Source organism: Paenibacillus sp. OK003 (assembly GCF_900109515.1).
Classification (GTDB): Bacteria; Bacillota; Bacilli; order Paenibacillales; family Paenibacillaceae; genus Paenibacillus; species Paenibacillus marchantiae.
On record NZ_FOBD01000010.1, the window covers coordinates 26,072 to 52,384 of the forward strand.

General features: G+C 46.4%; 25 protein-coding genes and 1 other annotated feature. Of the genes, 23 read left to right on the forward strand and 2 right to left on the reverse strand.

Annotated features, from left to right (window positions below; all coding sequences use genetic code 11):
- Positions 1–11: 11 nt before the first annotated feature.
- The 5 genes from BMW94_RS16915 (at position 12) to BMW94_RS30215 (ending at position 9,416) form a co-directional block, all read left to right on the forward strand.
- The gene (locus BMW94_RS16915) at positions 12–1,685 is read left to right on the forward strand and encodes a cytochrome c biogenesis protein ResB (RefSeq protein ID WP_091000223.1); all 1,674 of its coding nucleotides are present in this window, start codon (positions 12–14) and stop codon (positions 1,683–1,685) included.
- Positions 1,682–2,944, forward strand: coding sequence for a cytochrome c biogenesis protein CcsA (gene ccsA, locus BMW94_RS16920; RefSeq protein ID WP_091000224.1), 1,263 nt, complete (start codon positions 1,682–1,684; stop codon positions 2,942–2,944). The genes BMW94_RS16915 and ccsA overlap by 4 nt, the downstream gene beginning before the upstream one ends.
- A gap of 143 nt (positions 2,945–3,087) precedes the next feature.
- Complete coding sequence (locus tag BMW94_RS16925; RefSeq protein ID WP_017687664.1) at positions 3,088–3,804, forward strand: response regulator transcription factor; 717 nt, start codon at positions 3,088–3,090, stop codon at positions 3,802–3,804.
- A gap of 55 nt (positions 3,805–3,859) precedes the next feature.
- Positions 3,860–5,257 (forward strand): ATP-binding protein, encoded by a 1,398-nt coding sequence (locus BMW94_RS16930; protein WP_302848007.1) that lies wholly within the window; start codon positions 3,860–3,862, stop codon positions 5,255–5,257.
- A gap of 196 nt (positions 5,258–5,453) precedes the next feature.
- Positions 5,454–9,416, forward strand: coding sequence for a BclA C-terminal domain-containing protein (locus BMW94_RS30215; protein ID WP_139209359.1), 3,963 nt, complete (start codon positions 5,454–5,456; stop codon positions 9,414–9,416).
- 103 nt (positions 9,417–9,519) lie between these two features.
- Here the strand turns inward: BMW94_RS30215 and serA are convergent, their stop codons facing one another.
- Positions 9,520–11,115 carry a phosphoglycerate dehydrogenase gene (gene serA, locus BMW94_RS16950; protein ID WP_091000225.1) on the reverse strand — a complete coding sequence of 532 codons (1,596 nt, stop codon included), beginning with the start codon at positions 11,113–11,115 and terminating at the stop codon, positions 9,520–9,522.
- 199 nt (positions 11,116–11,314) lie between these two features.
- Positions 11,315–11,545, reverse strand: a binding site (T-box leader).
- Between the two features lie 346 nt (positions 11,546–11,891).
- Here serA and BMW94_RS16955 point away from each other — a divergent pair.
- Genes BMW94_RS16955 through BMW94_RS16965 form a run of 3 tightly spaced genes read left to right on the forward strand, consistent with a single transcriptional unit; the run spans position 11,892 to position 13,746 of the window.
- Positions 11,892–12,485, forward strand: coding sequence for a type II CAAX endopeptidase family protein (locus tag BMW94_RS16955; RefSeq protein ID WP_091000226.1), 594 nt, complete (start codon positions 11,892–11,894; stop codon positions 12,483–12,485).
- A complete protein-coding gene (locus BMW94_RS16960) occupies positions 12,482–12,934 on the forward strand; it encodes a hypothetical protein (RefSeq protein ID WP_091000227.1) in 453 nt (150 codons plus the stop codon). Before BMW94_RS16955 ends, BMW94_RS16960 begins: the two co-directional genes overlap by 4 nt.
- The gene (locus BMW94_RS16965; RefSeq protein WP_091000228.1) at positions 12,922–13,746 is read left to right on the forward strand and encodes a metallophosphoesterase; all 825 of its coding nucleotides are present in this window, start codon (positions 12,922–12,924) and stop codon (positions 13,744–13,746) included. The genes BMW94_RS16960 and BMW94_RS16965 overlap by 13 nt, the downstream gene beginning before the upstream one ends.
- A gap of 112 nt (positions 13,747–13,858) precedes the next feature.
- On the opposite strand, the gene BMW94_RS16970 is transcribed toward BMW94_RS16965, so the two are convergent.
- Positions 13,859–14,794, reverse strand: coding sequence for a polysaccharide deacetylase family protein (locus tag BMW94_RS16970; protein ID WP_091000229.1), 936 nt, complete (start codon positions 14,792–14,794; stop codon positions 13,859–13,861).
- Between the two features lie 94 nt (positions 14,795–14,888).
- Between BMW94_RS16970 and BMW94_RS16975 the strand changes: the two genes are divergently transcribed.
- The 15 genes from BMW94_RS16975 to BMW94_RS17040 all read left to right on the forward strand — a co-directional run bounded on the left by BMW94_RS16975 (position 14,889) and on the right by BMW94_RS17040 (position 26,296).
- A complete protein-coding gene (locus BMW94_RS16975; RefSeq protein WP_053780665.1) occupies positions 14,889–15,245 on the forward strand; it encodes a hypothetical protein in 357 nt (118 codons plus the stop codon).
- Between the two features lie 187 nt (positions 15,246–15,432).
- Positions 15,433–16,047, forward strand: coding sequence for a genetic competence negative regulator (locus BMW94_RS16980; protein WP_091000230.1), 615 nt, complete (start codon positions 15,433–15,435; stop codon positions 16,045–16,047).
- A gap of 42 nt (positions 16,048–16,089) precedes the next feature.
- A complete protein-coding gene (gene prsW / locus BMW94_RS16985) occupies positions 16,090–16,785 on the forward strand; it encodes a glutamic-type intramembrane protease PrsW (protein ID WP_091000231.1) in 696 nt (231 codons plus the stop codon).
- A 118-nt stretch (positions 16,786–16,903) separates the two neighbouring features.
- The gene (locus BMW94_RS30565) at positions 16,904–17,074 is read left to right on the forward strand and encodes a hypothetical protein (RefSeq protein WP_167434663.1); all 171 of its coding nucleotides are present in this window, start codon (positions 16,904–16,906) and stop codon (positions 17,072–17,074) included.
- Between the two features lie 122 nt (positions 17,075–17,196).
- Positions 17,197–18,543: a germination protein YpeB gene (ypeB, locus tag BMW94_RS16990; RefSeq protein ID WP_091000232.1), complete on the forward strand. Its 1,347-nt coding sequence runs from the start codon at positions 17,197–17,199 to the stop codon at positions 18,541–18,543.
- Positions 18,544–18,697: 154 nt separating this feature from the next.
- A complete protein-coding gene (locus tag BMW94_RS16995; protein WP_091000233.1) occupies positions 18,698–19,351 on the forward strand; it encodes a flagellar brake protein in 654 nt (217 codons plus the stop codon).
- A 71-nt stretch (positions 19,352–19,422) separates the two neighbouring features.
- Positions 19,423–19,647 (forward strand): hypothetical protein, encoded by a 225-nt coding sequence (locus tag BMW94_RS17000; RefSeq protein WP_139209360.1) that lies wholly within the window; start codon positions 19,423–19,425, stop codon positions 19,645–19,647.
- A 103-nt stretch (positions 19,648–19,750) separates the two neighbouring features.
- Positions 19,751–20,455 carry a (d)CMP kinase gene (gene cmk, locus BMW94_RS17005; RefSeq protein WP_091000235.1) on the forward strand — a complete coding sequence of 235 codons (705 nt, stop codon included), beginning with the start codon at positions 19,751–19,753 and terminating at the stop codon, positions 20,453–20,455.
- Positions 20,452–21,039 (forward strand): lysophospholipid acyltransferase family protein, encoded by a 588-nt coding sequence (locus BMW94_RS17010; protein ID WP_091000236.1) that lies wholly within the window; start codon positions 20,452–20,454, stop codon positions 21,037–21,039. Before cmk ends, BMW94_RS17010 begins: the two co-directional genes overlap by 4 nt.
- A 141-nt stretch (positions 21,040–21,180) precedes the next feature.
- Entirely contained in the window at positions 21,181–22,395 is a 1,215-nt protein-coding gene (rpsA, locus tag BMW94_RS17015) for a 30S ribosomal protein S1 (protein WP_076288924.1), read from the forward strand.
- A gap of 184 nt (positions 22,396–22,579) precedes the next feature.
- Positions 22,580–23,902, forward strand: a complete 1,323-nt coding sequence (gene der, locus BMW94_RS17020; protein ID WP_024630683.1) for a ribosome biogenesis GTPase Der — start codon at positions 22,580–22,582, stop codon at positions 23,900–23,902.
- 11 nt (positions 23,903–23,913) lie between these two features.
- Positions 23,914–24,537: a glycerol-3-phosphate 1-O-acyltransferase PlsY gene (gene plsY, locus BMW94_RS17025; RefSeq protein ID WP_076288925.1), complete on the forward strand. Its 624-nt coding sequence runs from the start codon at positions 23,914–23,916 to the stop codon at positions 24,535–24,537.
- Complete coding sequence (locus BMW94_RS17030) at positions 24,530–25,570, forward strand: NAD(P)H-dependent glycerol-3-phosphate dehydrogenase (protein ID WP_091000237.1); 1,041 nt, start codon at positions 24,530–24,532, stop codon at positions 25,568–25,570. The genes plsY and BMW94_RS17030 overlap by 8 nt, the downstream gene beginning before the upstream one ends.
- A 101-nt stretch (positions 25,571–25,671) precedes the next feature.
- Positions 25,672–25,947: a stage VI sporulation protein F gene (locus BMW94_RS17035; protein ID WP_091000238.1), complete on the forward strand. Its 276-nt coding sequence runs from the start codon at positions 25,672–25,674 to the stop codon at positions 25,945–25,947.
- Positions 25,948–26,116: 169 nt separating this feature from the next.
- Entirely contained in the window at positions 26,117–26,296 is a 180-nt protein-coding gene (locus BMW94_RS17040; protein ID WP_063566757.1) for a DUF2768 family protein, read from the forward strand.
- The last annotated feature ends 17 nt before the right edge of the window (positions 26,297–26,313 follow it).

The following is a 26,313-nucleotide window of genomic DNA, read 5'->3' on the forward strand; positions in this document are numbered from 1 at the left end:
GAGGTCTAGTCGTGTTCCAAAATACGAAATGTGAGTGCGGACACCAGAATCCGGTGGGCACTGTGCTGTGTGAAGCCTGTGGCAAGCCGCTGCTGGAGGCCGAGGTCAAATCGGATGAAGTATTGGAAATGCGTTATGATGGCATGGCACGTCGTTCGCAGCGTACAAATCCCAAAATCATTGACCGCATATGGAACTTTTTCTCATCGGTCAAAATTGCTGTTTACATGATTGTGTTTACACTTGTAGGTTCCATGCTGGGCACAATTTATCCACAAGAAAGTACATTTCTAAATATTGATCCATCCGTATATTACAAGGACACATACGGTCAGTTGGGTCATATCTATTATCTGCTGGGTCTGTCCCATACATACGAATCCTGGTGGTTTATTTTGTTACTGGTGCTGATTGGTGCCTCACTGGTCATATGCAGTCTTGACCGTGTGCTTCCACTATACAAAGCGCTGAATAAACAGAAAATACGCAAACACATGCAATTCCTTACACGCCAGCGACTGGTGTACCAAGGTTCCATAAATGAGGAATCAGAAGACTGGATTAAGAAAGCGGTTACGCCGCTTAAAAAGAAAGGTTATCGTGTGCATACCGAGGGTACTGCTTTGCTGGCTGAGAAACATCGATTCAGTCGCTGGGGGCCTTATGTTATCCATATCGGATTGATTATCTTTCTGCTCGCAGTACTTGCTCGAGGACTTCCCGGGCTGAATCTGGATGAGCATGTTGCTTTTCCCCAAGGGGAAATCAAAAAAATACCGAATACCTCCATGTATTTGAAAAATGAACAGTTTAATGTTGAATTTTACAAAGTAGATGAGGTTCCTGAACAGTTCCGTAATTTGAACAAAACCGTTCCAAAACTGTTTGAAACCAAAGTGGTATTGTACGAATGTACAGCAGATTGCTCGGATCCTTCCAAAAAACCTCAATTGACCGAAGTGGACCGACATGATGTTCGAGTGAACCATCCACTGAATTACAACGGGTTGAAGGCATATCAATTTGATTATGATTTGACGCCAACGATTCGATCGGTAACGCCTGATTTGGTCAATGCCCAGACGGGTGAGAAGTATGGAGCAATTCAAATTGCTATGGTGGATACGCAGCGATCGTTTGAGGCTGGACCCTATAGTCTTACTGTAAAAGAAAAATATATGGACTTTGGGCTGGATGAAAATGGAGAGCCCAAATCAAAGTCTCCTTCGCCTAATGCGCCTGCATTTCTATTTAACATCAAGGGGCCTGATTTACCCGAAGAGGGAATGCAGTACTTGTACTTTGCGAAGCAGATCGATAAACAGCGTTTTCAGCAGGACGCAATTAACAAACAGCTAAATGGAGGAGAAATTCCTCTGCAGCTAGAGGTTGACAGCATGGATAAGGTAGATATCATTCAATCCGTAAGTTACCTCAATATCCGTATTGATAAGGCTATGCCTTTTGTGTGGGTTGGGGCAGGAATCGTTATGTTGGGTCTGGTTATGGGCTTTTACTGGCACCACCGACGCATTTGGATTCGGATTGATGATGGACAACTCACCCTGGGCGGCCATACGAACAAAAACTGGTTTGGCTTCAGGCGTGAAATTGCAGCCGTGTTAAAACAAATGAATGTGGAAGTGGATGAGAAGTCGTTGGATAACGGGGGGAACCAAACATGAGTTTATTGGATTTCAGCAGCGACGCATTTATCGTATCTTTTTTTCTATATTGTGCTGCATTTATGTTATATGGCGTTGCCGTCATGGGAAAGAAATGGAGTAATCGTGACCCGCAAGCTCATGTAGAACGATGGGGGAAACGAGCCTTTATTGCATCAACTGTTGCACTAGCTGCACATCTCATCTTCTTTGGTACACGTTGGGCTGGAGCAGGCCATATACCCGTAAGTAATATGTATGAGTTTATGAGTTTTCTTTCCATGATGATTATGGTGGCATTTATTGTAGTTTACGCTATCTATCGCAAGTCGTTGCTAGGACTGTTTGCATTGCCACTAACCATCATTATTATGGCATATGCAGCCGTATTTCCTCAGGAAGTACAGCCGCTGATCCCTGCCTTACAATCGATATGGCTCAAGATCCACGTGACGTTGGCAGCTCTTGGCGAGGCATTCTTTGCCGTAGGCTTTGCGGCAGGATTCATGTACTTGTTACGTACAGTCGATTTCAGTGGCAAGGATAAGTCATCCAGACGCCAGCGCGGGTGGGTTGAATTTACATTAATCACTATCGTCGTTGTCGTTGGGTTTATTGGGTCGGTATTTGCTTTCCGTGCATCCGGATATGAGGCGGTTTTTGTTCAGAAAACCACTAGCATTGACACAGAGGTACAGGAAAATAGTACAATAGAGAAAGTGATTTATCGCATGCCTCCAATATTTGCGCCTTATAATAGCGAAGTGGAGAGCATAAAACCGTTTCTTGGTATGAAGGAACCTTTGCTTGAGACGCCTTCCTGGATGAACGGAGTTAATGCTGGACGTAAACTGAATACGGTAGTATGGTCGTTAATTGTAGGGCTAATCTTATATGGAGTTATTCGTTTAATTGTAAGAAGACCGCTTGGACAGGCTCTGCAACCGATGCTGGATGGCATTGATGCGGATGATCTTGATGAGATTAGTTATCGCGCAATTGCTATAGGATTCCCTATATTTACATTGGGAGCATTAATTTTTGCCATGATCTGGGCCCAGATTGCCTGGAGCCGTTTCTGGGGATGGGACCCCAAAGAGGTGTGGGCACTGATAACATGGTTATATTATAGTGTGTACCTGCATTTGCGTTTGTCCAGAGGCTGGCAGGGCCGCAAGTCTGCCTGGCTTGCAGTACTTGGGTTTTTGGTCGTTATGTTTACGCTTGTTGGTGTGAATTTGATCATCGCCGGGTTGCATTCGTACGCAGGGGCAGACTAGGATAGGCAGTTTCGTGAAGTTCCCGAGAGAAATCCATGAAACACATACGTAAGCCCCTACGTCCAATGGGGCATTCAAATATTGTTCGCCAGATCGAACATAATAGAAGTGATGAGGAGTTATTGCAAAGGGGCTGGAGTGGAATGGCTGAACATGAGAACCGTATACTCGTCGTGGATGACGAGGAAAGAATCCGACGGCTTTTGAAAATGTATCTCGAAAAAGAAGGCTATGAAATCGATGAAGCAGAGGATGGGGAAACTGCGTTGCGAAAAGCAACTGCAGGTGACTATGGTCTGATTTTGCTTGATGTGATGTTGCCGGGCATGGACGGCGTTGAAGTATGTACCCGTCTGCGTCAGGTAAAATCAACTCCGGTTTTGATGCTTACTGCAAAAGGCGAAGAAATTAACCGCGTTCAGGGCTTTGAGGTTGGAGCAGATGACTATGTCGTTAAACCGTTCAGTCCACGTGAAGTGATTTACCGGGTGAAGGCTATTCTGCGTCGTTCTTCTGCGACAGCGTATCTGTCCAAGGAGAGTAATTCAAGCAACAATATCGTATTTCCTCATTTGGTCATCGAACATGATGCTCACCGCGTAACCGCGGGTGGGGAAGAGATCAGTTTAACACCGAAAGAATATGAACTGTTGCATTATCTCGCGACATCTCCAGATAAAGTTTTTTCCAGAGAAGAGCTGCTGAAGGATGTATGGAATTATGAATTCTTTGGTGATCTTCGTACTGTGGATACGCATGTGAAGCGTCTTCGCGAGAAGTTAAACAAGGTTTCGCCAGAATCAGCGGCGATGATTACAACGGTGTGGGGTGTGGGTTATAAACTGGAAGTACCGAAGTAGTTTTAGTTTCTGGAGATCGCTGGTCGGGAAGTTATGGATTACAATTATTTGCCTTGTGGGCTGTGTACTCATAGCATTGGGTCTCTTTTTGCTGCCATATATTGATACAAATTTTGCGGAGTCTGAGTCGAGAGATATCAAACGTTTGTTCACGTATGTTTGTATTATCGGATTCAGCTTGACGACCTTTTTTGCGCTGTTTCTTTTCACGAAAATTACGCAGCCGATGCAGCAGTTAATTCAGGCAGCCAATGCGATTCGGAAAGGAAACTACGGTACGCGTCTCTCCCTTGTAACGAGCGATGAGATTGGAGAATTGGGTAATACATTTAACCACATGGCTGCACAGCTGGAAGATAACATTCGCAACCTTAACCATGAGAAAGAACATCTGGCGAGCGTGCTCCGAAGCATGACCGATGCGGTAGTGACATTTGACGGTGAAGGCAAAGTTATTTTGACAAACCCCCCTGGTGAGAAAATCATGCAGGCTTGGTGTGATTTGGACTGGGCACAGATGGGAGAGGGACAGGATTCGGAGAATGCTGTGAGTTCTTCACGAGAGGTGCCGGAACCACTCGTTCCTTTGTTCAAAATGGTGATGGAACAAGGTGGCGATCAGAACTCTAACGTGCATGTGCAGCAGGGTGTCTGGTCTGTTCAGATGGCGCCTTTGTATGCAGATAGTGTCGTACGGGGTGCTGTTGCTGTGCTCCGTGACGTAACGGAGGAAGTACGACTGGAGAAGATGCGTCGTGATTTTGTCGCCAACGTATCTCACGAAATACGTACTCCGCTATCCATGATGCAAGGGTATAGTGAAGCTCTTTTGGATGGGATGGCGGCTTCTCCAGAAGAAAGCGAAGAATTAATTCAAGTGATTCATGATGAGTCTTTGCGTATGGGCAGATTGGTTAAAGACCTGCTTGATCTTGCGCGAATGGAAGCGGGTCATACGGATATGGCCGTGAAGGAAGTGGATCTGGTTGAACTATTGGAGCGTGTATATAGAAAGTTCTCGGTACGTTCCAAAGAACAAGATATCCATCTTCGTTTTGAATGCAAACAGACTGCGATTGAACTTCACCAGGCGGACGAGGATCGGCTTGAACAGGTATTTACAAATTTGCTGGATAATGCGTTTCGGCATACGCCATCAGGCAAAAATGTTGTCATATCGGCAGAGCTGTTAACGGATATTCGGACACCTCTAGCTAAAGTGACTGTAAAAGATGAAGGCGTAGGCATTCCGTCTTCTGATCTGCCATTCATCTTTGAACGATTCTACAAAGCAGATAAGGCACGTGTTCGGGGTGAAAGTGTTGGTACAGGACTGGGGCTGGCAATTGTAAAAAATATTGTGGATGCCCATCACGGTACTATTATCGTTAACAGCGTACTTGGCGAAGGTACAGAGTTTATTTTACAATTTCCTGTGGATTCTTCGAAATAGCCCGATTTCATACAAAAAGTGCGAAAGCACCCTCATGCTGAGGGTGCTTTTTTGTTGAACAGTACCGTTTAATCTTGTTCAACGTGGAACAGTATGTTCACTTTTTTTTGCATCAAAAAAGGTGTCCAAGATAATTTTGCCTCTTATGAAACATAAGCTTGATAAGCGAAGAAGTTAAAGGAGGAGTGGATTAGGCATGTCTGATGAAAGAAAAAGGGTGAATATTAAAGCTTTTTTAGAAGGAAGATCGTTTCGAGCAGGATCACCGTTTATTCCAATTACATCGAGTGAAGTGGAGCAGTTTGAGTCCATTTTGAAAGCATTGGCAGTGACTATTCCTGCAGCCGTTAGTCAGCCTACAGCGTCTAATATTCTTGCATTGCAAAACAGTTTACGGAGCTTGCTGACCTTTGTTAATACCTCTGGTTTCCGAGCTGCAGTAAAAGCGGAGTTGCAATCCGTCCTGGAACTAACCATAGCAGGTTCTGAAGTTGTGCCTGTAGCCGTCATCAATTTGGCTGGTAACTTGCAAAATTTGCTCGATGATTTATTAAGTGTGACGTTGCTACTTGAAGTTCCGCCTGCAGAAAAAGATAAACTGGTCGGATTGATTCGCTCCATATCCGTATCCTTGAGCCGTGCTACCAGTTCATTTGGTACCTCGGGAACCCCTGGCCCTCCAGGTCCCCCAGGAGTTCCTGGGGTTCCGGGTGTCCCCGGAGTTCCAGGTCCGGCGGGGCCAGGGGGAGCTGGAGGACCAGTAGGTCCGGTAGGTCCTCAAGGGCCCCAAGGCGTACCAGGTCTACAGGGGGTGCCTGGAGTTGGATTGAATGATATTTCCGTTTTTGATCCAGCCCTTGCACCTGGCTATGTGCAAGGTCAAGTGGTTTCGTATAATGGCAGTCTTTATGTTGTTAATGTGAATGGACCCACGGGTGTACCGGGAAGTTCTCCAGACTACACGTTGTTTTTGTCAGGTGGAACAACTGGAACAACTGGAGCAACAGGAGCAACAGGGGCAGGTTTAACGGGCTCTGTTCCATTTGATCCGGCGCTTGCACCAGGTTATCCAGCAGGACAAATTGTAACATTTGGCGGCAGTACCTATATTACTAATGTGGCATCGCCAACCGGAACACCAGGTAGTTCACCGGATTATACGTTGCTAGCAGCGGGCGGAGATACCGGAGCCACGGGGGCAACAGGTGTGGGACTCGGTGGTTCTGTTCCCTTTGATCCAGCTGTAGCACCAACGTATCCAGCGGGTCAGGTCGTAACATTTGACGGCAGCACCTACATTACTAATGTGGCTTCGCCAACTGGAACACCAGGTAGTTCGCCGGACTATACACTTTTGGCAGGTGCAGGACCAACAGGACCAACGGGAGCCACTGGCGTAGGCTTAAGTGGAATATTACCGTTTGATCCAGCTGTAGCACCAACGTATCCAGCGGGTCAAATCGTGACATTTGACGGTAGTACGTATATTACCAATGTAGCTTCACCAACAGGGACACCGGGCAGTTCACCGGACTACACATTGCTTGCAGGTGCTGGAACGACAGGAGCAACCGGAGCTACAGGTGTGGGCTTAAATGGAGCAGTTCCGTTTGATCCAGCAGTGGCGCCGACGTATCCGGCTGGTCAAGTTGTTACTTTCGATGGCAGTACGTATATTACAAATGTGGCATCGCCTACGGGAACGCCGGGCACATCCCCGGATTATACATTGCTTGCAGGCGCAGGACCAACAGGGCCTACAGGTGCAACGGGGGCCACCGGTGTAGGTTTGAGTGGCATTGTAGCGTTTGATCCGGCAGTGGCCCCAACGTATCCGGCTGGTCAGGTGGTGACGTTCGATGGTAGCACATATATTGCTAATGTCGCGTCACCAACGGGAACACCGGGTACGTCACCGGATTACACGTTATTGGCAGGCGCGGGAGCCACAGGTGCAACCGGAGCGACTGGATTAAGTGTAACCGGTAGCACGGGAGTTACCGGCGCAGCGGGTGTAACGGGACCCACCGGTGTAGGTTTGAGTGGTATTGTAGCGTTTGATCCGGCAGTGGCCCCAACGTATCCGGCTGGTCAAGTGGTGACGTTCGATGGCAGCACGTATATTGCGAATGTGGCATCGCCAACGGGAACACCAGGCACATCCCCGGATTACACGTTGCTGGCTGGCGCAGGAGCCACCGGTGCGACAGGGGCAACCGGAGTAGGTGTAACGGGGAGTACCGGGGCCACCGGAGACACAGGAGTTACTGGCGTCACTGGAGCTACAGGAGTAACGGGAGCCACGGGTGCCAGTGTAACGGGAAGTACGGGAGCAACCGGAGATACGGGTGTGACCGGAGCCACTGGGGTCACTGGAAATACCGGAGCTGCGGGAGTAACGGGGGCCACGGGTGCCAGTGTAACAGGAAGTACCGGGGCAACAGGCGATACGGGTGTAACCGGAGCCACTGGGGTTACTGGAGCTACAGGAGTAACGGGAGCCACGGGTGCCAGTGTAACGGGAAGTACGGGAGCAACCGGAGATACGGGTGTGACCGGAGCCACTGGGGTTACCGGAGCTACAGGAGCTGCGGGAGTAACTGGGGCTACAGGCGTTGGTGTAACAGGAAGTACCGGGGCAACAGGTGATACGGGTGTAACCGGAGCCACTGGGGTTACCGGAGCTACAGGAGCTGCGGGAGTAACTGGGGCTACAGGTGTTGGAGTAACAGGAAGTACCGGGGCAACAGGTGATACGGGTGTAACCGGAGCCACTGGCGTTACTGGAGCTACAGGAGCTGCGGGAGTAACTGGGGCTACAGGCGTTGGTGTAACGGGAAGTACGGGAGCAACCGGAGATACCGGTGTGACCGGAGCGACTGGGGTTACTGGAGCTACAGGAGCTGCGGGAGTAACTGGGGCTACAGGCGTTGGTGTAACGGGAAGTACGGGAGCAACCGGAGATACCGGTGTGACTGGGGTTACTGGAGCTACAGGAGCTGCGGGAGTAACTGGGGCTACAGGCGTTGGTGTAACGGGAAGTACGGGAGCAACCGGAGATACCGGTGTGACCGGAGCGACTGGGGTTACTGGAGCTACAGGAGCTGCGGGAGTAACTGGGGCTACAGGCGTTGGTGTAACGGGAAGTACGGGAGCAACCGGAGATACCGGTGTGACCGGAGCGACTGGCGTTACTGGAGCTACAGGAGCTGCGGGAGTAACTGGGGCTACAGGCGTTGGTGTAACGGGAAGTACGGGGGCAACCGGAGATACGGGTGTGACCGGAGCCACTGGGGTTACTGGAGCTGCGGGAGTAACTGGGGCTACAGGCGTTGGTGTAACAGGAAGTACCGGAGCAACCGGAGATACGGGTGTGACCGGAGCCACTGGGGTTACCGGAGCTACAGGAGCTGCGGGAGTAACTGGGGCTACAGGTGTTGGAGTAACAGGAAGTACCGGAGCAACCGGAGATACGGGTGTGACCGGAGCCACTGGGGTCACTGGAAATACCGGAGCTGCGGGAGTAACTGGGGCTACAGGCGTTGGTGTAACGGGAAGTACCGGAGCAACCGGAGATACGGGTGTGACCGGAGCGACTGGGGTTACCGGAGCTACAGGAGCTGCGGGAGTAACTGGGGCAACAGGAGCCACAGGAGGTACTGGAGGAACCGGAGCTACAGGAGTCACTGGAGGTACTGGAGCTACAGGAGTTACCGGAGGTACCGGAGCTACGGGCGCTACTGGCGCAACAGGGACTACCGTAACGGCTACATCTGCATTTGGTGAAAACACGAGTGGAACGATTGCAGTCATTTTGGGTGGAACTCTTGTCCCATTACCGAATAACCAAAATATTGGAACAGGAATAACAGTTAATGGGACCAGCGATACGTTCACTCTTCCTAATACGGGAAATTATTATATCTCTTATCAAATTAACTTAACCGCAGCTCTTGCCATTCAATCTCGTGTTTTGCTTAACGGAACTGCAATTCCGGCCAGTGTGGTTTCTCCAGTACTTTCTCTTAGCCAATTACAAGCTAACTTTATTGTTGCCGTTACGGCTGGCTCTACAATTCAACTTCAACTGTTTGGTCTTCTAGCAGCAGCTGTCCTTTCTCCACCAGGTGCAACATTAACAATCATTCAGATAAGCTAATATCAGAATGTTGATTGAATATTAATTTGATCTCATAAGAATGCAGAAAGAGACGGATCCCTTACCAGGATTCCGTCTCTTTCTTAGTTAACCTCAAATTATACTAGCCGAGTACAATTTCAACGGCAGTATTGATTTCCTGAAGAGCTGCGAGTTGCACCAGCACATCTTTTGGAACTTCTTTGTCAACAGTCAGAATCATGATCGCTGCCCCACCAATGATTTTACGTCCAACCTGCATGGAGGCGATGTTAACTTCGTTCTCTCCAAGTAAAGTTCCAACACGCCCGATAATACCTGGTTTATCGTTATGAGAAATCAGAACTTGGTGACTTTCTGGAGCAATATCCACTGGGAATTTGTCCAGACGCACGATCCGCTCTCCATAACCTGCAAGCAGCGTGCCCGCCACACGACGCTCCTCGGCATCCTGATTCGTCACAAGTGTGACGGTAATCAGATTAGTAAATCCTTTCGTCGCGGAAGTTTGGCTAACCACTACGTTAAGATCCCGCACTTTAGCCAAATGCATGGAGTTGACAATATTGGCTTCTCCGCCTAAATGCCTTGCGAGAATCCCTTTTACAATGTAACGAGTCAAAGGAGAAGTATCCACTTCAGACAGATCTCCAGCGTAATCGATTCGAATTTCCTGAACTGCATTTTGAGTGATCTGAGCTGCAAAGCTACCCAGTGTTTCACCCAGTTTAAAGTACGGCTGCAGTTTATTCATTACAGTTGGGGCTACTGCAGGCATGTTAACTGCGTTTTTGAACGGTTCATTGCGCAGGATATGCAGGACTTGCTCGGATACGTCGATCGCTACATTTTCTTGTGCTTCTACTGTGGATGCACCAAGATGAGGCGTTACAATAATGCTAGGATGATTCAGGAACGGGTGATCAGCAGCGGGTGGTTCGCTCTCGAATACGTCAAATGCTGCACCAGCAACGATACCTTCATCAATTGCTTCTACAAGTGCCATTTCGTCAACGACTCCGCCACGGGCACAGTTGATAATACGCATGCCTTTTTTCATTACTTCAAATTGTGGGCGGGAAATCATATGGCGTGTCTCAGGTGTTAATGGTGTGTGAACGGTCATGAAGTCGGCATTGCGAATGATGTCATCCACACTAGCCAGCTTAACCTGAAGTTTCTCTGCCCGATCTTGAGTGAGGAACGGGTCATAAGCTAGAATATCCATTCCGAATGCTTTGGCACGTTTAGCTACTTCGCTACCGATCCGTCCCATACCGAGCACACCCAGTGTTTTATTTCTTAACTCCACACCCAGGAAGGTTTTACGATCCCAAGTACCTTGGATGGTTTTGGCATATGCCTGAGGAATATGTCGTGCCAGTGCCATCATCATGGCAAATGTATGCTCACATGTCGTAATCGTGTTACCGTCAGGGGCGTTAATAACAATGATACCGCGTTGGGTAGCAGCTTCCAAATCAATGTTATCTACACCTACGCCAGCACGTCCGATGACTTTAAGGTTTGTACCTGCCGTCATAATGCGATCCGTTACACGAGTCTGACTTCGAACTAGAAGGGCATCATAATTGCCAATAATTGCAACAAGCTCATCTTCGCTAAGACCTGTTTTCTTCTCAACTACAACATCATTTGCATCCACCAGTTGCTGAATTCCCAGATCACTAATGGGGTCCGACACTAACACTTTGTACATGGTTTCTTCCTCCTTAGGTATGTGTATCTATATCGTCAAGGTCTCACCTCACGAAAGAGGCATTCCTTAAAACCATTGAAACTCTTCCTCTCAACAACGCGGTGTCGCAGTAGAGGAGGAGGGTGTAGCAAATAGGGCGATTCCCACGTATTACTCTAAAATAAATCAAAAAACTCTCAATCCACATACTGCTTGCGCAATAAGGGACGAGAGTTGTCGTGGTACCACCCTAATTCACCGCCGTTTCGCAACGACAGTCTTAGCGGTCAATGAAGACCGAAGAGGATAACGGGTCTAAACCGATTGCACCTACTCCAATTTCAATGCAATAACTCAGGAGCGCTCAAGATCATCTGCCTGCCACCGATTTACACCATCCATCGGCTCTCTGTAAGACAAAGCAACGTCTTTTTTCCATCATCGTGTTTAACGTGACTAATTTTTTCATAATGTATCATGGCTGACATGAGCATGTCAATAGGCTTAAATGTTTTAATTCGATTTACTAATATCATTTTCTTCAGTGGAGGAGAAGGCGTATAGATGTTAAGGATTGACATCCTTCGTTGATCAAAATAGCTCGATTACAAGCTGTTTTGTGAATCGAATTTTAATGCTTTAATGAACTAATTCATTAGATTTGGATTCGCTGAAAAACCGGGAATTGGGGCAGGCCTTGAACCTATTTGGTTTTTTGGCTATCATTTAGTATACTATCCGATTGGACAACGAATTTGTTATCCATCAAATATAAGTCAAGAGGACAGACACAGGCGATGAAAAAATTAAAGTTTCCCAAGTTCAAGATTCAGAAGGCTGAACCACAACAACTTACCGAGCGTTTGCTTCTGATCAATCTATACTTTACACAAGGGTTAACTTTGATCATTGGGGTTGTATGGATTTTATTGCAGAAGAGAAATCTTTTTGATGTACTTGCGTGGCCTCACAGTTACCATTTTATTTGGTGGGGGCTTGGTCTAGCTGGTATTATGCTTGTTATGGACCTCGTTCTTTCTTATGTTATTCCTCAAGAAAGCATGGACGATGGGGGAATTAACGAGATGTTGTTTCGCAAGCGTCCAATCTGGCACATTGTATGCATAGCAGCCATCGTTGCTGTTTGTGAAGAATTATTATTTCGTGGAGCCATACAGTATGCGCTAGGTCCTTACTGGACAAGTATTTTATTTGCGGTCATCCATATACGCTATTTGCGGCACTGGATTCCGACGGGTTGGGTATTTGTGTCGAGCTATGGATTGGGTTGGATTTATATGCAATCCGGCACATTATGGGCGCCTATATTATGTCATTTTATTATTGATTTGGTGTCTGGATTAGCGATACGTTTTCGGAGGGGATCATGAATCAGCAATTAAGTAGAATGAAGACATACGGCAGTCAGCGCCATCGTCACTCGGATAAGACAGAGACATCTGAGCGTCCTGAAGCTTCTCAAGTAAATCTGGTTGTTGAACCAGCTGCTGCCTCAGAGGTGGGAGGACTCACACCAATTACCTCGGTCTCCATACCAAGATCACAACGCAAGTCTTATACATCATCGCTGGAAAGTCCGGTACTTCCCCGGCGGGCACCAGCACGTGCCAACAAAGCAGAAAAGCCATCAGAAGAATCTGTTTCCGAAGCGGGCACACTTCCTACGCGGACTGAGCTTCATCCATCTCGCCGTTTACGTCTCAGTAAACGATTTGTTAACTCGCTCATATTTATATTTGTTTTGCTCACGATCAGTCTGGTTTGGTGGGGGATCAATGGAGCGCCTACTTTGGATACTTTCCTTCCATGGCCATGGTAATACTGGTCTGGTTCGTTGCCGTTATTTTGGCTGTGATTGCCTTGCTGGTTCATATGTGGCGTGAGGCGCATCTTCATCACATTGTTTCAGAAGAGGTTGAACTTCGGAATTTGCCCTCTTCTTTTGATGGCAGCAAAATCCTGTATTTATCTGATATCCATAAACGCAAGCTGAATAAGAATGATCTGGAACATCTTCGCAATCAGGTGGACTGGGTTATTATTGGGGGAGATGTGGCTGAAAAAGGAATTTCATGGTCCATCGTCAGACATAATATGAGCTTGTTATCTTATATTGCACCAACCTTTACAGTGTATGGGAACCATGATAAAAGAGCAGGGACTGTGCATCTTGAACGTATATTCCGAGATACGGGCGTTCAACTCTTGCAGGATTCTAACGTCTACCTTCGTAAAGGCAAAAGCAAACTGTGTCTGGTCGGGGTTGATTATCGTTCACGGCGAGGGGATTCGCTGCTTGCAGAATTGGACAACAAAGATTGCAAGATTGCCGTCGTGCACGATCCCTTAGAGGCTCTTCACTTGAATGCACCTGTTGATCTGATGTTGAGTGGTCACACCCACGGTGGACAATTGGTAATTCCAGGCTTCGGCCCTGTCTTTCTTAACAAAGCGTACCGCTCCGTGTCTAGCGGGTGGTTCTCTTTGAAAAAGGATGGTAAGGATACCGGGCAAGAAGGCAAAATGCTGGTTAGCAAAGGATACGGAACAAATCATTTGCCGTTCAGACTTTGTTGTCCCGCAGAAATGCATATCATTACTTTGCGAATGCTCTCAAACAAACAGCCTTGATCCGCATAGGACCAAGGCTGTTTGTTATTACTTTGTAAGTTCCTTCGTGTCAATTCCAACTAACTCATCAATGATTGATATTAAGCCGAATATGGACAAATATAATCGAAGCTCAGCGGGCTTCCAGTTCAATGGAGCGAGGGTCGACAAATATGTAGCCTTTCTGTTCAAGTTTGGTTAACAGCTCATCCAACGCTTCAACCGTCCATGGCAACTCATGCATCAAAATATTACTGCCGGGATTTAACTGATCCATCACATTCTGGATGACTTTTTCCGGTTTATTTTTGGTGCTCTTATCCCAGTCCAGTGAGCCATTGGACCATGTCATATATAACATGTCGTTTTTCTTGACGGTTGCCTTTAGTGCATCATTTCCAGAACCGAACGGCGGGCGGAAGAACTCGGGTTCCACACCAATCGTTTCTTTCACAATCTTTTGCACATCGGATACTTGTTTGGCGGCTGCCGTGGTAGACATTTTTTTCAGATCTTCATGATCCCACGCATGATTTCCTACCACTTGACCACGTTCATGAATGATCTTGAGCAGCTCGGGATGACTTTTCACTCGGTATCCGTTAACAAAAAATATCGCTTTCGCGTTATGTTTATCCAAGGTATCGATTAATCCGTTAATCATTTTTTCCTCTTTTGGCCCATCGTCAAATGTCAACAATACAATCTTGCTTTCACTCGTTTTATCGTTGGGTTTGATGTAGTAATTGGCGTTCATGTGATACGTTTTTTCGATATTATCTTCGGCTGCTTGTGACTCTGGACTGTTATTAGTTCCTTCTTTTTCTGTCGAAGATGTTTCGTCATCACTTGGCGATTCTTGATCCGAATTGGAGTCCGTTGAGGACGGAGAATCAGTGGTTGGCGTTTCACCTGTGCCAGTGACAGTTGGCTTGTTCTGCTGATCCTGCGTTGAAGTAACCGATTCATTGTTGGACTTCGTGAATTCAGTTGTTTTTTCGTCCTTGCTCCCACAAGCAGACAACAGCATGCATGCGATCATAATTAAGGCGGTGGTGTGTCTAATCATGATTTCAACTCGCTTTCCTGTATTTATGCGGAATGAGATGACGCACTCCCGCAAACACTAGTTGTGATTTTAACATTAAAAGGAGGTTGGTGTAATGAAGGCGTCATCCTTTTTCTGGGGTGTTGTAATTGGCGTAGCAGCCAGCTCTTGGCTGTCCAAAGGTAAAATGTCTATGTTGTCTTCCGGTTCATCCCGCAACATGATGAATCAGGCCAAACACAAAATGATGGAGATGACGTTCCCGGGCATGGACGGATTCAGCTCCAAGCCAAACGAACAAAGCGGAGATTCCCACAAAAGCACGCATAAAAAAAGTGCAAAGCCGATCACTCCGCAGGAAAAAGAGGAGAACATGAACATGCTCAAAGATTTTATTCGCACCAATCCGGATGTTAAACATGAAGTTGAGCAAATTTTAACTCAAACAAACACAACAGTACCGGGTTTATAAACACAAACCTCCCATTAGAATCATCCACAGTCCTGTTTTGATGTGGAATGATTCTTTTTTTGTCGATTTTACTTCGTGCATTTGCAGGTATAAAATGATAACATAACTACATAGATTTATTTTCAGCACATATTGTTTTGTGCTTCATAATCTGTTATAAGACTTGCTTATAAAGGGGAGATCCTGTATGAAAATAGAACGATTAAGTCACGATAAGATACGGATTTTCCTGACCTTTGACGATCTGAGCGAGCGCGGAATACAAAAAGAAGATATGTGGCAGGAAATACCTAAAGTTCATGAACTGTTCACTGAAATGATGGACCAGGCTTATTCCGAACTTGGATTTGATGCTACAGGTCCACTTGCTGTCGAAGTATTCGCACTTCCCGCTCAAGGGATGGTTGTCATTGTCACCCGGGGGAAATATGATCCGCAACAATATGGTTCAGGTAATGAGGATGATCTGCCTGAAGAAGTATATGAGATGGAAGTTACACTTGAGCAGAGCGATTCCATCGTCTATGCATTCAAAGATTTTGAAGTGCTAATTGAGGCTGCACATATGCTGCATCAGCACGTAACGGATGCTGGAAGACTTTATTCCTATAAAGACAAGTGGTTTTTGCATTTTGAACCGGATGACTTGGATTCCACCAAACATGCAGCATTGATTGCGTTGCTTGCTGAATTCGGTGAAGGGTCTTCAGTCACTCCAGCAGTCATGGAAGAGTATGGAAAGGTTGTTATGCCTGAACAAGCGGTTGAGGTTATCTGCACCCACTTTAAACGTCAGGAGTAAGCTCTAGTTGTAATCGCGTCTTAGTCGGAGGAGGGAATTTCGGTGCTTTTGTTTTCGGTTTTAGCGGCAGCAGTAGCTCCGGGTCTCGCCTTGTTAACATATTTTTATCTGAAAGACCGTTATGACTCTGAACCTCTTCACATGGTATTTCGAGTCTTTCTCATGGGGATTCTGATGGTATTACCTGTGATGATTATTCAGCGTGGCATGATGATCTGGCTTGGAGATAATCCTTATGTTGAAGCCATCCTGATTTCAGGTGGGGTTGAAGAATTCATTAAATGGTTTGTGATATACCATATTATTTATAACCATACCGAATTTGACGAGCCATATGATGGGATTCTATACTCCGTTGCGGTTTCACTCGGATTTGCTACGGTTGAGAATGTGTTGTATGCCTTTGCGGGGAATGCTTCCGTCTCAGCCATGTTCATTCGTGCATTGCTTCCTGTATCGGGTCACGCCATGTTTGCAGTAATTATGGGTTATTACATGGGGCGGGCCAAGTTCTCGGATGGCAAGAAAAAACGTTGGTTTCTTATGCTCTCACTCGTTTTACCGTTCTTCTGGCATGCGCTTTACGATGTCATTATGAATACCATGGTGAATCATTGGTTATGGTTCATTGCGCCGTTGATGGCGGGATTATGGTACGGTGCGATGGGCAAGATTACAAGGGCCAACAATCGTTCTCCTTTTCGTTTTGTGAAGCGTGAGGAAGAGATTAAATTATAAAAATACGGACACACTGGTGGACATGGAGCGCAACCTGCGCCTGATGCCCCGGTGTGTTTTTTGTTGCGATAAAATAAAAATTCCCGGGGAAAGACCAATAGAAACGGGGATAAGCGTGATGAGAATCAAAATTAAAATCAGATGCAAGCAATGTGGAGAACGTTTTACGCTGCGAGGCAAGAAGGAACGAGGAAGAATTGAGACCGGTTTTAAACAGTGTTTGTGTGACAATCGGGACCAGTTCGAAATTGAGGAAGATGGCGGCACAAGCTGGGTGCAATTGAATTAAACAGACCGTTTGGGGCCATGCGTGATAAGCCCGTCCTTGGACAGACTGGAAATCGCATGCATAAGAGGTCTTTCTTCGATCCACAATAGAGGTAGTGGCTTAGAAGAAAGGAGACTCTACCGATGTATAAACGTTTAAGTTCAGTTATGTTTCCGATATTTGCAGTTCTGTTAATCGGTGCTCTCGTATGGGGTTACCAAGAGAACCAGGAGAAAAATGCAATTCTGATCAAGGCAGAGAATCAATATCAGCGTGCTTTTCACGATTTATCTTTTCATATGGACAAATTGCACTCGGAGATTGGGAATACGTTGGCAGTCCATGCTACGTCCCAAGGGATGCATCGCAAAGGTCTGATGAACGTATGGCGACTCACCAGTGAAGCTCAGAATGAGATTAACCAATTGCCGCTTACGATGCTGCCATTCAGTGAAACGGAGGAGTTTCTCTCCCGCATCTCCAACTTTGCTTATCAGGCGTCCATGCGTGATCTGACCAATGAACCTTTAAGTGAAAAAGAAATGGGCAACTTGAAAAAACTGTATGCTAATTCATCCGAGATAACCAAAAATCTGCAGGATGTACAGCAGAAAGTCATTTCTGACCGTTTACGCTGGATGGATGCCGAGTCAGCTATGGCAACGGAAGAGCAAACGATGGACAATACCATCGTGGATGGATTCCGGACAGTCAACAAAAAGGTACAGGAATACCCTGAACTTGACTGGGGTCCTTCAGTCTCCAGCATTTATGCCAAACGTACGGTCAAAAAGCTGGATGGCTTACCAATGACCAAAGAGCAGATCCAGACTAAAGCTGCAAAGTTTTCCGATGCTGAACACGGCAAGATTCAAGTACAGGAAAATGGTAAAGGTACAGATTGGGAATCGTACACAGCCACGATTGATCAATCCAAAGACAGTAAATTAAGTATGGACTTCACCCGTAATGGCGGTTTGCTCATCTCTTACAGTGATACTCGTCCAATCGGGACGAAGAAAGTAACACGTAAAGAAGCCATGTCAAAAGCGGATCGATTCCTTTCCAATAAGGGTTACAAAGATATGAAGGCAGTCAATTATGACGAGTTTGGTAATCTCGGTAACCTGACCTATGTGCGCAAACAAGGCGATACCCTGATTTATCCAGAAAAAATGTCTGTTAGGGTTGGCCTTGATAATGGGGATGTTACCGGCTTCCAGGCAAGTGATTTTGTATATGAGCATCAGAAAAAGCGGGAGATTCCAAAAGCTGCGCTCACGGTTGAACAAGCCCGCAAAAAGCTGAATCCAGAATTCAAGGAAAGCTACGCTCGGAAATCACTCATTAAGAATGATTACAGCAAAGAAGTTCTGTGCTACGAATTTGGTGGACGCATTAATGGTGCAAAATATAAAATTTACATCAACGCCGATACAGGTATGGAGGAAGCCGTTGAGGAGATCAAACCGGTGAATGAGACCACATAAGATCAAGAGAAAGGCAGCCTGTAAAATGCAAATAGATGACGGAGCAGACCACGTGGTGGTCTGTTTTTTTGCTGTCCACTATGAGAAAGGTCATGGTATAATAGTCCCTGTACATACGATATGAAGATAAAAAGCTAAGGTGGCGGTGAACAGCTTGTTTCCCAAAATAAATGAAGTTTTATACATCCAGATTGCCTCTGCAGATGAAAAAGAGGAAAGCAAAGAATATAAATCACGTATAGCGGATGTGGATGATAACAGTTTCCTGATCGAAGTTCCGATGCAGCAGGGAAGCAGTCGGCTGAAACGGTTGTTTTTTGGTGAGGAATTGTCCATTTCTTATATTACGGAAGACGGGGTACGTCATTATTTCAACACGTATGTGACCGGATTTGAAGAAGATGTAGTTCGGCTTGTACGAATTCGCAAGCCATTGCCGGACGACATCACCAAAATCCAGCGTCGCAGTTTTCTGCGTGTTCATGCAAACCTTGAAATGGCCATCCAGAGCGAAGATCTAACCCGAGCCGTGGGATTGACTGAAGATATCGGCGGCGGGGGATTGTCCATTTATGGTGAACCCGGTTTTGCTATTGCGGAAGGGCAGAAGCTCAAGTGCTGGTTGCTTATTCCTTATCGTAATGCAGCGATTGAGCATGCGAATTTTGAAGCTGAAGTGGTACGGATCAAAACACTGGAAACAGGCAGACAGCTATGGATGTTAAAGTTTGTGCAGATTACGGATTCGGAACGGCAGAAGATCATCAAGTTTTGTTTTGAACGACAATTGGATTATCGTACGAAATAAAGAATGGGGATTGGCTGGGATAAAAAAATGCAGCAGTGGGCACTGTAATGGAAAAAACGGAGGTTCAGCTTGTGAACAATCGCCATGCATCCCGCAGATACGAGCGCCTATATTATGTTTTATCCAAGCGAATGGAAAGGAGAGCTCTGATACTAATTACAGCTCTTCTTATTATGCTTGTGATCTATCAGTTGTTACTTCTTGTGCCTGATATGAAAAAGAATATGACCTCGATTGATCGTCTGGAAGGAACACCAATTCAGATGCAAACGGTACACGAACAATCGCATCACTGATTTGTCTGTTTTTGCATCCATGTGTATAGTGTGGTATAATTTTGACGATGCAGGCAATGCCTGTTTTTTTATTGAGGCTTATCGTTTGAGGAGGAATGCCCCGTTGGCAAGCCAGAACACATCAGAGAACGGGAAGATGAACGTTGCAATTGACGGACCTGCCGGCGCCGGGAAAAGCACGGTGGCCCGATTGGTTGCAGAGGCGCTCGCGTATATATACGTCGATAGTGGCGCAATGTACCGTGCGGTAACCTTGCATATGCTTCGAAAAGGTATTTCACCGGAAGATGTGCCAGAGGTGCTTCAGGAAACCCAAAAGCTGGTCATTGATTTACAACCGGATCCCGACGGACAGAAAGTGTTCTGTAATGGGGAAGATGTAACCGCGGAAATCCGCTCCCGTGAAGTGACGGGAATCGTGTCCCGATATGCGCAAATCGAGGGGCTGCGTACGCAATTGGTGGATACACAGCGGCAAATGGCTTTGCGCAAGGGCGTCGTCATGGATGGACGCGATATCGGAACGACAGTATTGCCCGACGCGGAAGTGAAAATCTTCATGACTGCCAGTGTGGAAGAGCGTGCACTTCGCCGCTTCAAAGAACTGGACCCCTCAGAAGGACTGACGTTGCAGCAGCTTGAGCGAGACATTGCCACCCGTGACAAATTGGATGAAAGTCGGGAAATATCCCCGCTTCGTTGTGCTGAGGACGCTACAGTGCTCGATACAACCGAGATGAGCATCCATGAAGTGGTTGACAAAATCGTGTCTTATTGCACAATGGTCAGAGGAGAGATCGGTCTATGATTTACACATTTTGCAGCACATTACTGCGGATCATTTACACCATTCTTTTCCGCCTGGAGGCAGTTGGACGGGAGAACATCCCGAATGAAGGCGGCGTACTTTTATGTTCTAATCATATTAGTAACTTTGATCCTCCAACGGTTGGTATCAAGATTCGTCGTCAGGTGCGCTTCATGGCCAAAAGCGAATTGTTTGATATTCCGGTGTTTGGCCGAATTATCAAAGCCGTAGGCGCTTTCCCTGTTAAACGTGGAGGCGTCAGCAAGGAATCCATCAAGACCTCACTCAACATTTTGCGTGGTGGTGAAGTGCTTGGCATTTTCCCATCGGGAAGCCGACACAATGATGGAGGCATCGGCAAAAAAGGGGCAGCGAGCTTTGCTCTCCGAAGTGGTGCTACAGTTATTCCTACTGCTATTATCGGTAACTACAAGGTTTTTCGTAAGATGAAAGTTGTGTATGGAGCACCGGTGAATTTGGACGAGTTCAAAGAAGATCCATCCGGCGATGCGCTGGAGAGAGCGACGGAGAAGATTATGTCCAAAATTAATGAAATGGTGCAAACAGGCGTGCCGAGCAAATAACGGTATCGTCGGACAACTGAGTGCATGTTTCCATTTTTTTGAGGGAAGCTAAGCTATGCATTCAGTTCTGAAAGTGTTTTGAACTCTGCTACAGGCAGGTTTGAATATAATGGGGTTTTTGAATTGAGGAGGGTATTTGACATGTCGGAAGAAATGAAAAATCAAGAAGCAACCCAAGATGAGTTGGATCAATTCGTTTCCTTGAAAAAAGGAGATACCGTAAAAGGAACCATCGTCAAATTGGAAGATAACCAAGCCTATGTGAGCATTGGATATAAATATGACGGTGTAATTCCAATTCGTGAACTGTCTTCCCTGCACGTAGACAGCGCGTCTGATGCAGTTGAAGTTGGACAAGAAGTTGAAGCTAAAGTACTTAGCATCGACGACGAGAAAGAAAAACTCGTTCTGTCCAAACGCGCAATCGACAGCGAAAACGCTTGGGATCAATTGCAAAAGCATTTTGAAGACCAAGACGTATTCGAAGTTGTTGTAGCTGACGTGGTTAAAGGCGGTCTGGTAGCAGACGTGGGCGTTCGCGGATTTATCCCGGCTTCCATGGTAGAGCGCCATTTCGTTGAAGATTTCAGCGATTACAAAGGACGCACATTGCGTGTTAAAGTGAAAGAGATCGACCGTGAGAACAACAAAGTGATCCTTTCCCAAAAAGACGTACTTGAGCAAGAATTTGAAGCAAACAAAGCTACAGTTATGGCTGGTTTGCAAGAAGGTCAAGTGATCGAAGGTACAGTACAACGCTTGACTCAATTCGGTGCTTTCGTTGATGTAGGCGGAGTAGACGGATTGGTTCACGTATCTGAGCTCGCTTGGACACACGTTGACAAACCATCGGACGTTCTGTCTGAAGGCGATAAAGTAAACGTTAAAGTGCTTAAAGTTGATCCTGAAAAAGGTAAAATCAGCCTGAGCATGAAAGCTGTTCAACCAGGTCCTTGGGAAACAGCTGGCGACAAATTCAACTCTAGCGATATCGTAACAGGTGTTGTAAAACGTCTGGTTGACTTCGGTGCTTTCGTTGAAATCGCTCCTGGTGTTGAGGGACTTGTGCATATCTCGCAAATCTCCCACAAACATATTGGCACTCCGCACGAAGTGTTGAAAGAAGGACAAGAAGTTCAAGTTAAAATCTTGGACATGAATCCTTCTGAGCAACGTGTAAGCCTGAGCATCAAGGAAACTGAAGAAGCTCCTGCTCAAGCGCCAAAATCAGAAAGACCTGCTAGAAACAACGCTCCACGTGAAGAAATCAACAACCCGAACGTTTCCTTGAGCAATCAAGGTCTGAGCATCACGCTTGGCGAGCGCTTCGGTGACAAACTCAGCAAATTCAAATAAGTTATAAATGCATGGTTCTAAGTTATATACTGCATATTTTGCTGAACAATAAAAGCAAGATCGGCGAGCCCCAGCGGGTTCGCCGATTGTTTTTATTGCGTGTATAACGGCATGAAACGTTAGCCAAGACAGGCGTTTTTTGCTATGATGAGTATCGTAAGTATGGACAGGAGGAGTGGAATGTATGGCAAGACCCGTTGTGGCAATTGTCGGGCGACCGAATGTGGGCAAATCCACCATTTTTAATCGGATCATCGGCGACAGATTGGCCATTGTGGAAGACAAGCCGGGCATTACCCGTGACCGTATCTACGGAATCGGCGAATGGAACGGTAAACCATTTAGCATTATCGATACAGGTGGTATCGAAATCGACGGCGAGGACGTCATTTTAAAATCAATCCGGATGCAGGCAGAGCTCGCCATTGAAGAAGCGGATGTTATTGTATTCATGTGTGATGCAAAAGCAGGGATTACGCAATCTGATGAAGAAGTCGCAGAGATGTTGTACCGCTCAGGCAAGCCTATCGTTGTAGCCGTTAACAAAGTGGATAATATCGGGCGAAGTGAGCTCATTTATGAGTTTTATGGATTTGGATTTGGTGATCCAATCGGAGTATCGGGAAGTCATGGTACAGGTGTAGGTGATTTGCTCGACGCCATCGTAGAGAAATTGCCTGAACTTGAGGAAGAGACTTACGATGACGATGTCATTCGTGTAGCTCTGATCGGACGTCCTAACGTGGGTAAATCTTCATTGGTGAACGCCATTTTGGGCGAAGAACGTGTTATTGTCAGTGATGTTGCTGGAACGACACGGGACGCAATCGATACACCGTTTGAAAAAGACGGTCAGCGTTATGTGTTGATTGATACAGCAGGTATGCGTAAACGTGGTAAAGTCTATGAAACCACGGAGAAATACAGCGTAATGCGTGCGATGCGTGCCATTGAGCGTGCAGATGTTGTTCTGATTGTAATTAATGGCGAAGAGGGCATTATTGAGCAGGACAAGCATATAGCGGGTTATGCATTCGAAGCCGGTAAAGCTTCCATGTTTGTTGTGAACAAATGGGACGTTGTAGAGAAGTCTGATAAAACAATGAATGAGTTTGAGAAGAAAATTCGGGATCATTTCCTGTTTATGACTTATGCTCCGGTTGTATTTTTGTCAGCCAAGACAAAACAACGCTTACAAAAATTGTTGCCTGTTGTGCAACGTGTAGCCCAACAGCATTCTATGCGTGTTCAGACGCATCTGCTTAACGATGTAGTGTCTGATGCCGTGGCGATTAATCCACCACCAACAGATAAAGGACGCAGAATGAGAATCAACTATGTGACTCAGGTTGCCGTTAAACCTCCGACCATGGTTATTTTTGTGAACGATCCGGAATTGATGCACTTTTCTTATGAACGCTACCTGGAGAATAAAATTCGTGCAGCGTTTGATTTTGAAGGGACGCCAATTCGCATATTTACTCGGAGGAAGTCCGACGAAGGTTAGGGGAGAAGTTTGTGATTTTACAAATCGCAGCGATTGTACTGAGCTACCTGCTCGGTTCAATCAGCTTTAGTGTCCTCCTTGCAAAAGCGCTACGGGGGATCGATATCCGCCAGCACGGAAGCGGAAATGCAGGAGCTACCAATACATTGCGGATATTGGGTAAAGGACCGGCAATTCTGGTACTGCTGCTGGATGTTCTCAAAGGTATTGCGGCCGTTTGGATTGGGGTTTGGTTCAGCAATGGTTCCGATTGGATTCCTGCACTTAGTGGTATAGCTGCCATTGCAGGACATAACTGGCCGCTGTATTTCCGTTTCCGTGGAGGAAAAGGAATCGCGACAGCGATTGGTGTACTCGTGACTCTTGCACTTATTCCTGCGCTGTGCGCCGGGGTATTTGCCATCCTGTCCATCGTATTGACACGATATGTTTCATTGGGTTCCCTTATTTTTGTAGCTTTGACACCGCTCTTCATCCTTGTGTTACCCGGATATTCAATGAGTATCTTCTGGGGAAGTCTGATTATTTGTCTGTTTGCGTTCTGGAGACATCGTACCAATATTGCGAAGCTCGCCAAAGGACAGGAAAATAAATTGGGATCGAAAAACCCTGGAGGGGGAAAACGCGTTGTCTAAAAAAGTTGCTGTTCTGGTTGCGGGTAGTTGGGGTACTGCACTTGCCAGTGTATTGGCTGCTAATCAACTGGATGTGATCATGTGGACACGTGGTGAAGACCAGGCCGCAGAGATCAATAATAAACATACAAACCAACGCTTCCTTCCCGATGCAGAGCTGTCACCCCTTATTCAGGCAACAACGGATATGGCGACGGCAGTTGAAGGGGCTTCTGCTGTGTTAATTGTTGCTCCTTCATCGGCAATGCGTTCGGTTGCTCATCAGCTTAAGGCCTATTACAAACCGGAAATGTTAATCATTCATGCAACCAAGGGATTTGAGACAGAAAGCCTGAAACGCATGTCCACGGTCATTTCGGAAGAACTTGAATGTGAAGAAGGACGTGTCGTCGTACTTTCTGGCCCAAGCCATGCGGAAGAAGTGGTTAAGCGTTGCCCAACAACGGTGGTTGTGGCATCACTGGATAAAGCTTCTGCCGAGGCAGCCCAAGGTTTATTTATGAATGCTTATTTCCGTGTGTACACAAATCGAGATATGATTGGTGTAGAACTGGCGGGAGCGTTCAAAAATATTATCGCGCTGGGAGCAGGTATGTCAGACGGGCTTAACTTTGGTGACAATGCCAAAGCAGCGTTGCTAACACGTGGGCTGGCCGAGATCACACGCATCGGTGTGGAGATGGGAGCGAATCCGCTCACGTTCTCTGGACTTGCAGGGATCGGCGATTTGGTCGTGACTGCGACGAGTCAGCATAGCCGTAACTGGAGAGCAGGTTCTATGCTGGGCAAAGGACAGAAGCTGGACGATGTGTTGAATTCCATGGGCATGGTTGTGGAAGGAATCCGGACTACGCAGGCTGCATACTTTATTTCTCAGAAATACGGTGTGCAAATGCCGATTGCAGATCAGCTTTATCATGTTCTTTTTCAGGAGAGACAGCCGCGGGATGCGGTTGAAGCTTTGATGGGACGTGATCCCAAGACCGAAATGGAAGTTATGACGCTTGAGACTTGGGAGCAGTGGCATTCCTGATGTTAGAGCTTAGGCAGCTTTCCCGAAATGAGAAGCTTATTCACCTTTTTTGCGGTGCACTCATATTATACACATGAGTATTGCCGGAGGAGGGGAGACGAATGGGTAACAACATTTCCAAGGAAGCGCTGAAAGCGATCAACAAAAAAACAGGAAAATCGATCACGGAAGGTGCCGTCAAGAAATTGGCGAGTACAGTAAAACCGTCCACCATGCAGAATGAAGCTCAGTTGCGCCAACTGATCAAGCAAGTATCCGCCATGGCGAAAGTGCCGGTATCTGAGGATACAGTTCAGGATATCGTGAGTGCCGTCAAAAAAAGCGGATTAAACCCAAACAGTATGGAATCATTAATGAAAATGATGATGAAAAAATAAGATCGCGCCTGTTATGCAGGCGATCGAGCAAGACAAAAAGACAAGTCGGCATCTGCCGGCTTGCTTTTTGTCTTTTTTTTGGAAAGCTGAGCAATGTTTCGTGTTATAATAGTTGCAATTGTCACAGTGTCAGTGATGAATAACGGACTGAAGGGGAGAACTCTCGATTATGAACGCGATGGACAAGATGTGGCTATCATTGGTCGCAATCCTCATTATGGGACTATCTGTATTCCTGATTACGTTTGCTCGATCCAAAACGAAAGGCGTTGTACGGGGCATTCTTTCTTTAATCGCTTTTCTCATTATGCTGATTGGCCTTTTCGGCGGAATAGCTTCTCTGACCTGATCTTTCTCGCCTGAGAG

Bases quoted from the DNA above. Each gene is read 5' to 3' on its own strand.
- ccsA (WP_091000224.1), top strand. From the start codon at position 1,682: ATGAGTTTATTGGATTTCAGCAGCGACGCATTTATCGTATCTTTTTTT.
- BMW94_RS16925 (WP_017687664.1), top strand. From the start codon at position 3,088: ATGGCTGAACATGAGAACCGTATACTCGTCGTGGATGACGAGGAAAGA.
- BMW94_RS30215 (WP_139209359.1), top strand. From the start codon at position 5,454: ATGTCTGATGAAAGAAAAAGGGTGAATATTAAAGCTTTTTTAGAAGGA.
- serA (WP_091000225.1), bottom strand. From the start codon at position 11,115: ATGTACAAAGTGTTAGTGTCGGACCCCATTAGTGATCTGGGAATTCAG.
- BMW94_RS16955 (WP_091000226.1), top strand. From the start codon at position 11,892: ATGAAAAAATTAAAGTTTCCCAAGTTCAAGATTCAGAAGGCTGAACCA.
- BMW94_RS16960 (WP_091000227.1), top strand. From the start codon at position 12,482: ATGAATCAGCAATTAAGTAGAATGAAGACATACGGCAGTCAGCGCCAT.
- BMW94_RS16965 (WP_091000228.1), top strand. From the start codon at position 12,922: ATGGCCATGGTAATACTGGTCTGGTTCGTTGCCGTTATTTTGGCTGTG.
- BMW94_RS16970 (WP_091000229.1), bottom strand. From the start codon at position 14,794: ATGATTAGACACACCACCGCCTTAATTATGATCGCATGCATGCTGTTG.
- BMW94_RS16975 (WP_053780665.1), top strand. From the start codon at position 14,889: ATGAAGGCGTCATCCTTTTTCTGGGGTGTTGTAATTGGCGTAGCAGCC.
- BMW94_RS16980 (WP_091000230.1), top strand. From the start codon at position 15,433: ATGAAAATAGAACGATTAAGTCACGATAAGATACGGATTTTCCTGACC.
- BMW94_RS30565 (WP_167434663.1), top strand. From the start codon at position 16,904: ATGAGAATCAAAATTAAAATCAGATGCAAGCAATGTGGAGAACGTTTT.
- ypeB (WP_091000232.1), top strand. From the start codon at position 17,197: ATGTATAAACGTTTAAGTTCAGTTATGTTTCCGATATTTGCAGTTCTG.
- BMW94_RS17010 (WP_091000236.1), top strand. From the start codon at position 20,452: ATGATTTACACATTTTGCAGCACATTACTGCGGATCATTTACACCATT.
- rpsA (WP_076288924.1), top strand. From the start codon at position 21,181: ATGTCGGAAGAAATGAAAAATCAAGAAGCAACCCAAGATGAGTTGGAT.
- der (WP_024630683.1), top strand. From the start codon at position 22,580: ATGGCAAGACCCGTTGTGGCAATTGTCGGGCGACCGAATGTGGGCAAA.
- BMW94_RS17035 (WP_091000238.1), top strand. From the start codon at position 25,672: ATGGGTAACAACATTTCCAAGGAAGCGCTGAAAGCGATCAACAAAAAA.
- BMW94_RS17040 (WP_063566757.1), top strand. From the start codon at position 26,117: ATGAACGCGATGGACAAGATGTGGCTATCATTGGTCGCAATCCTCATT.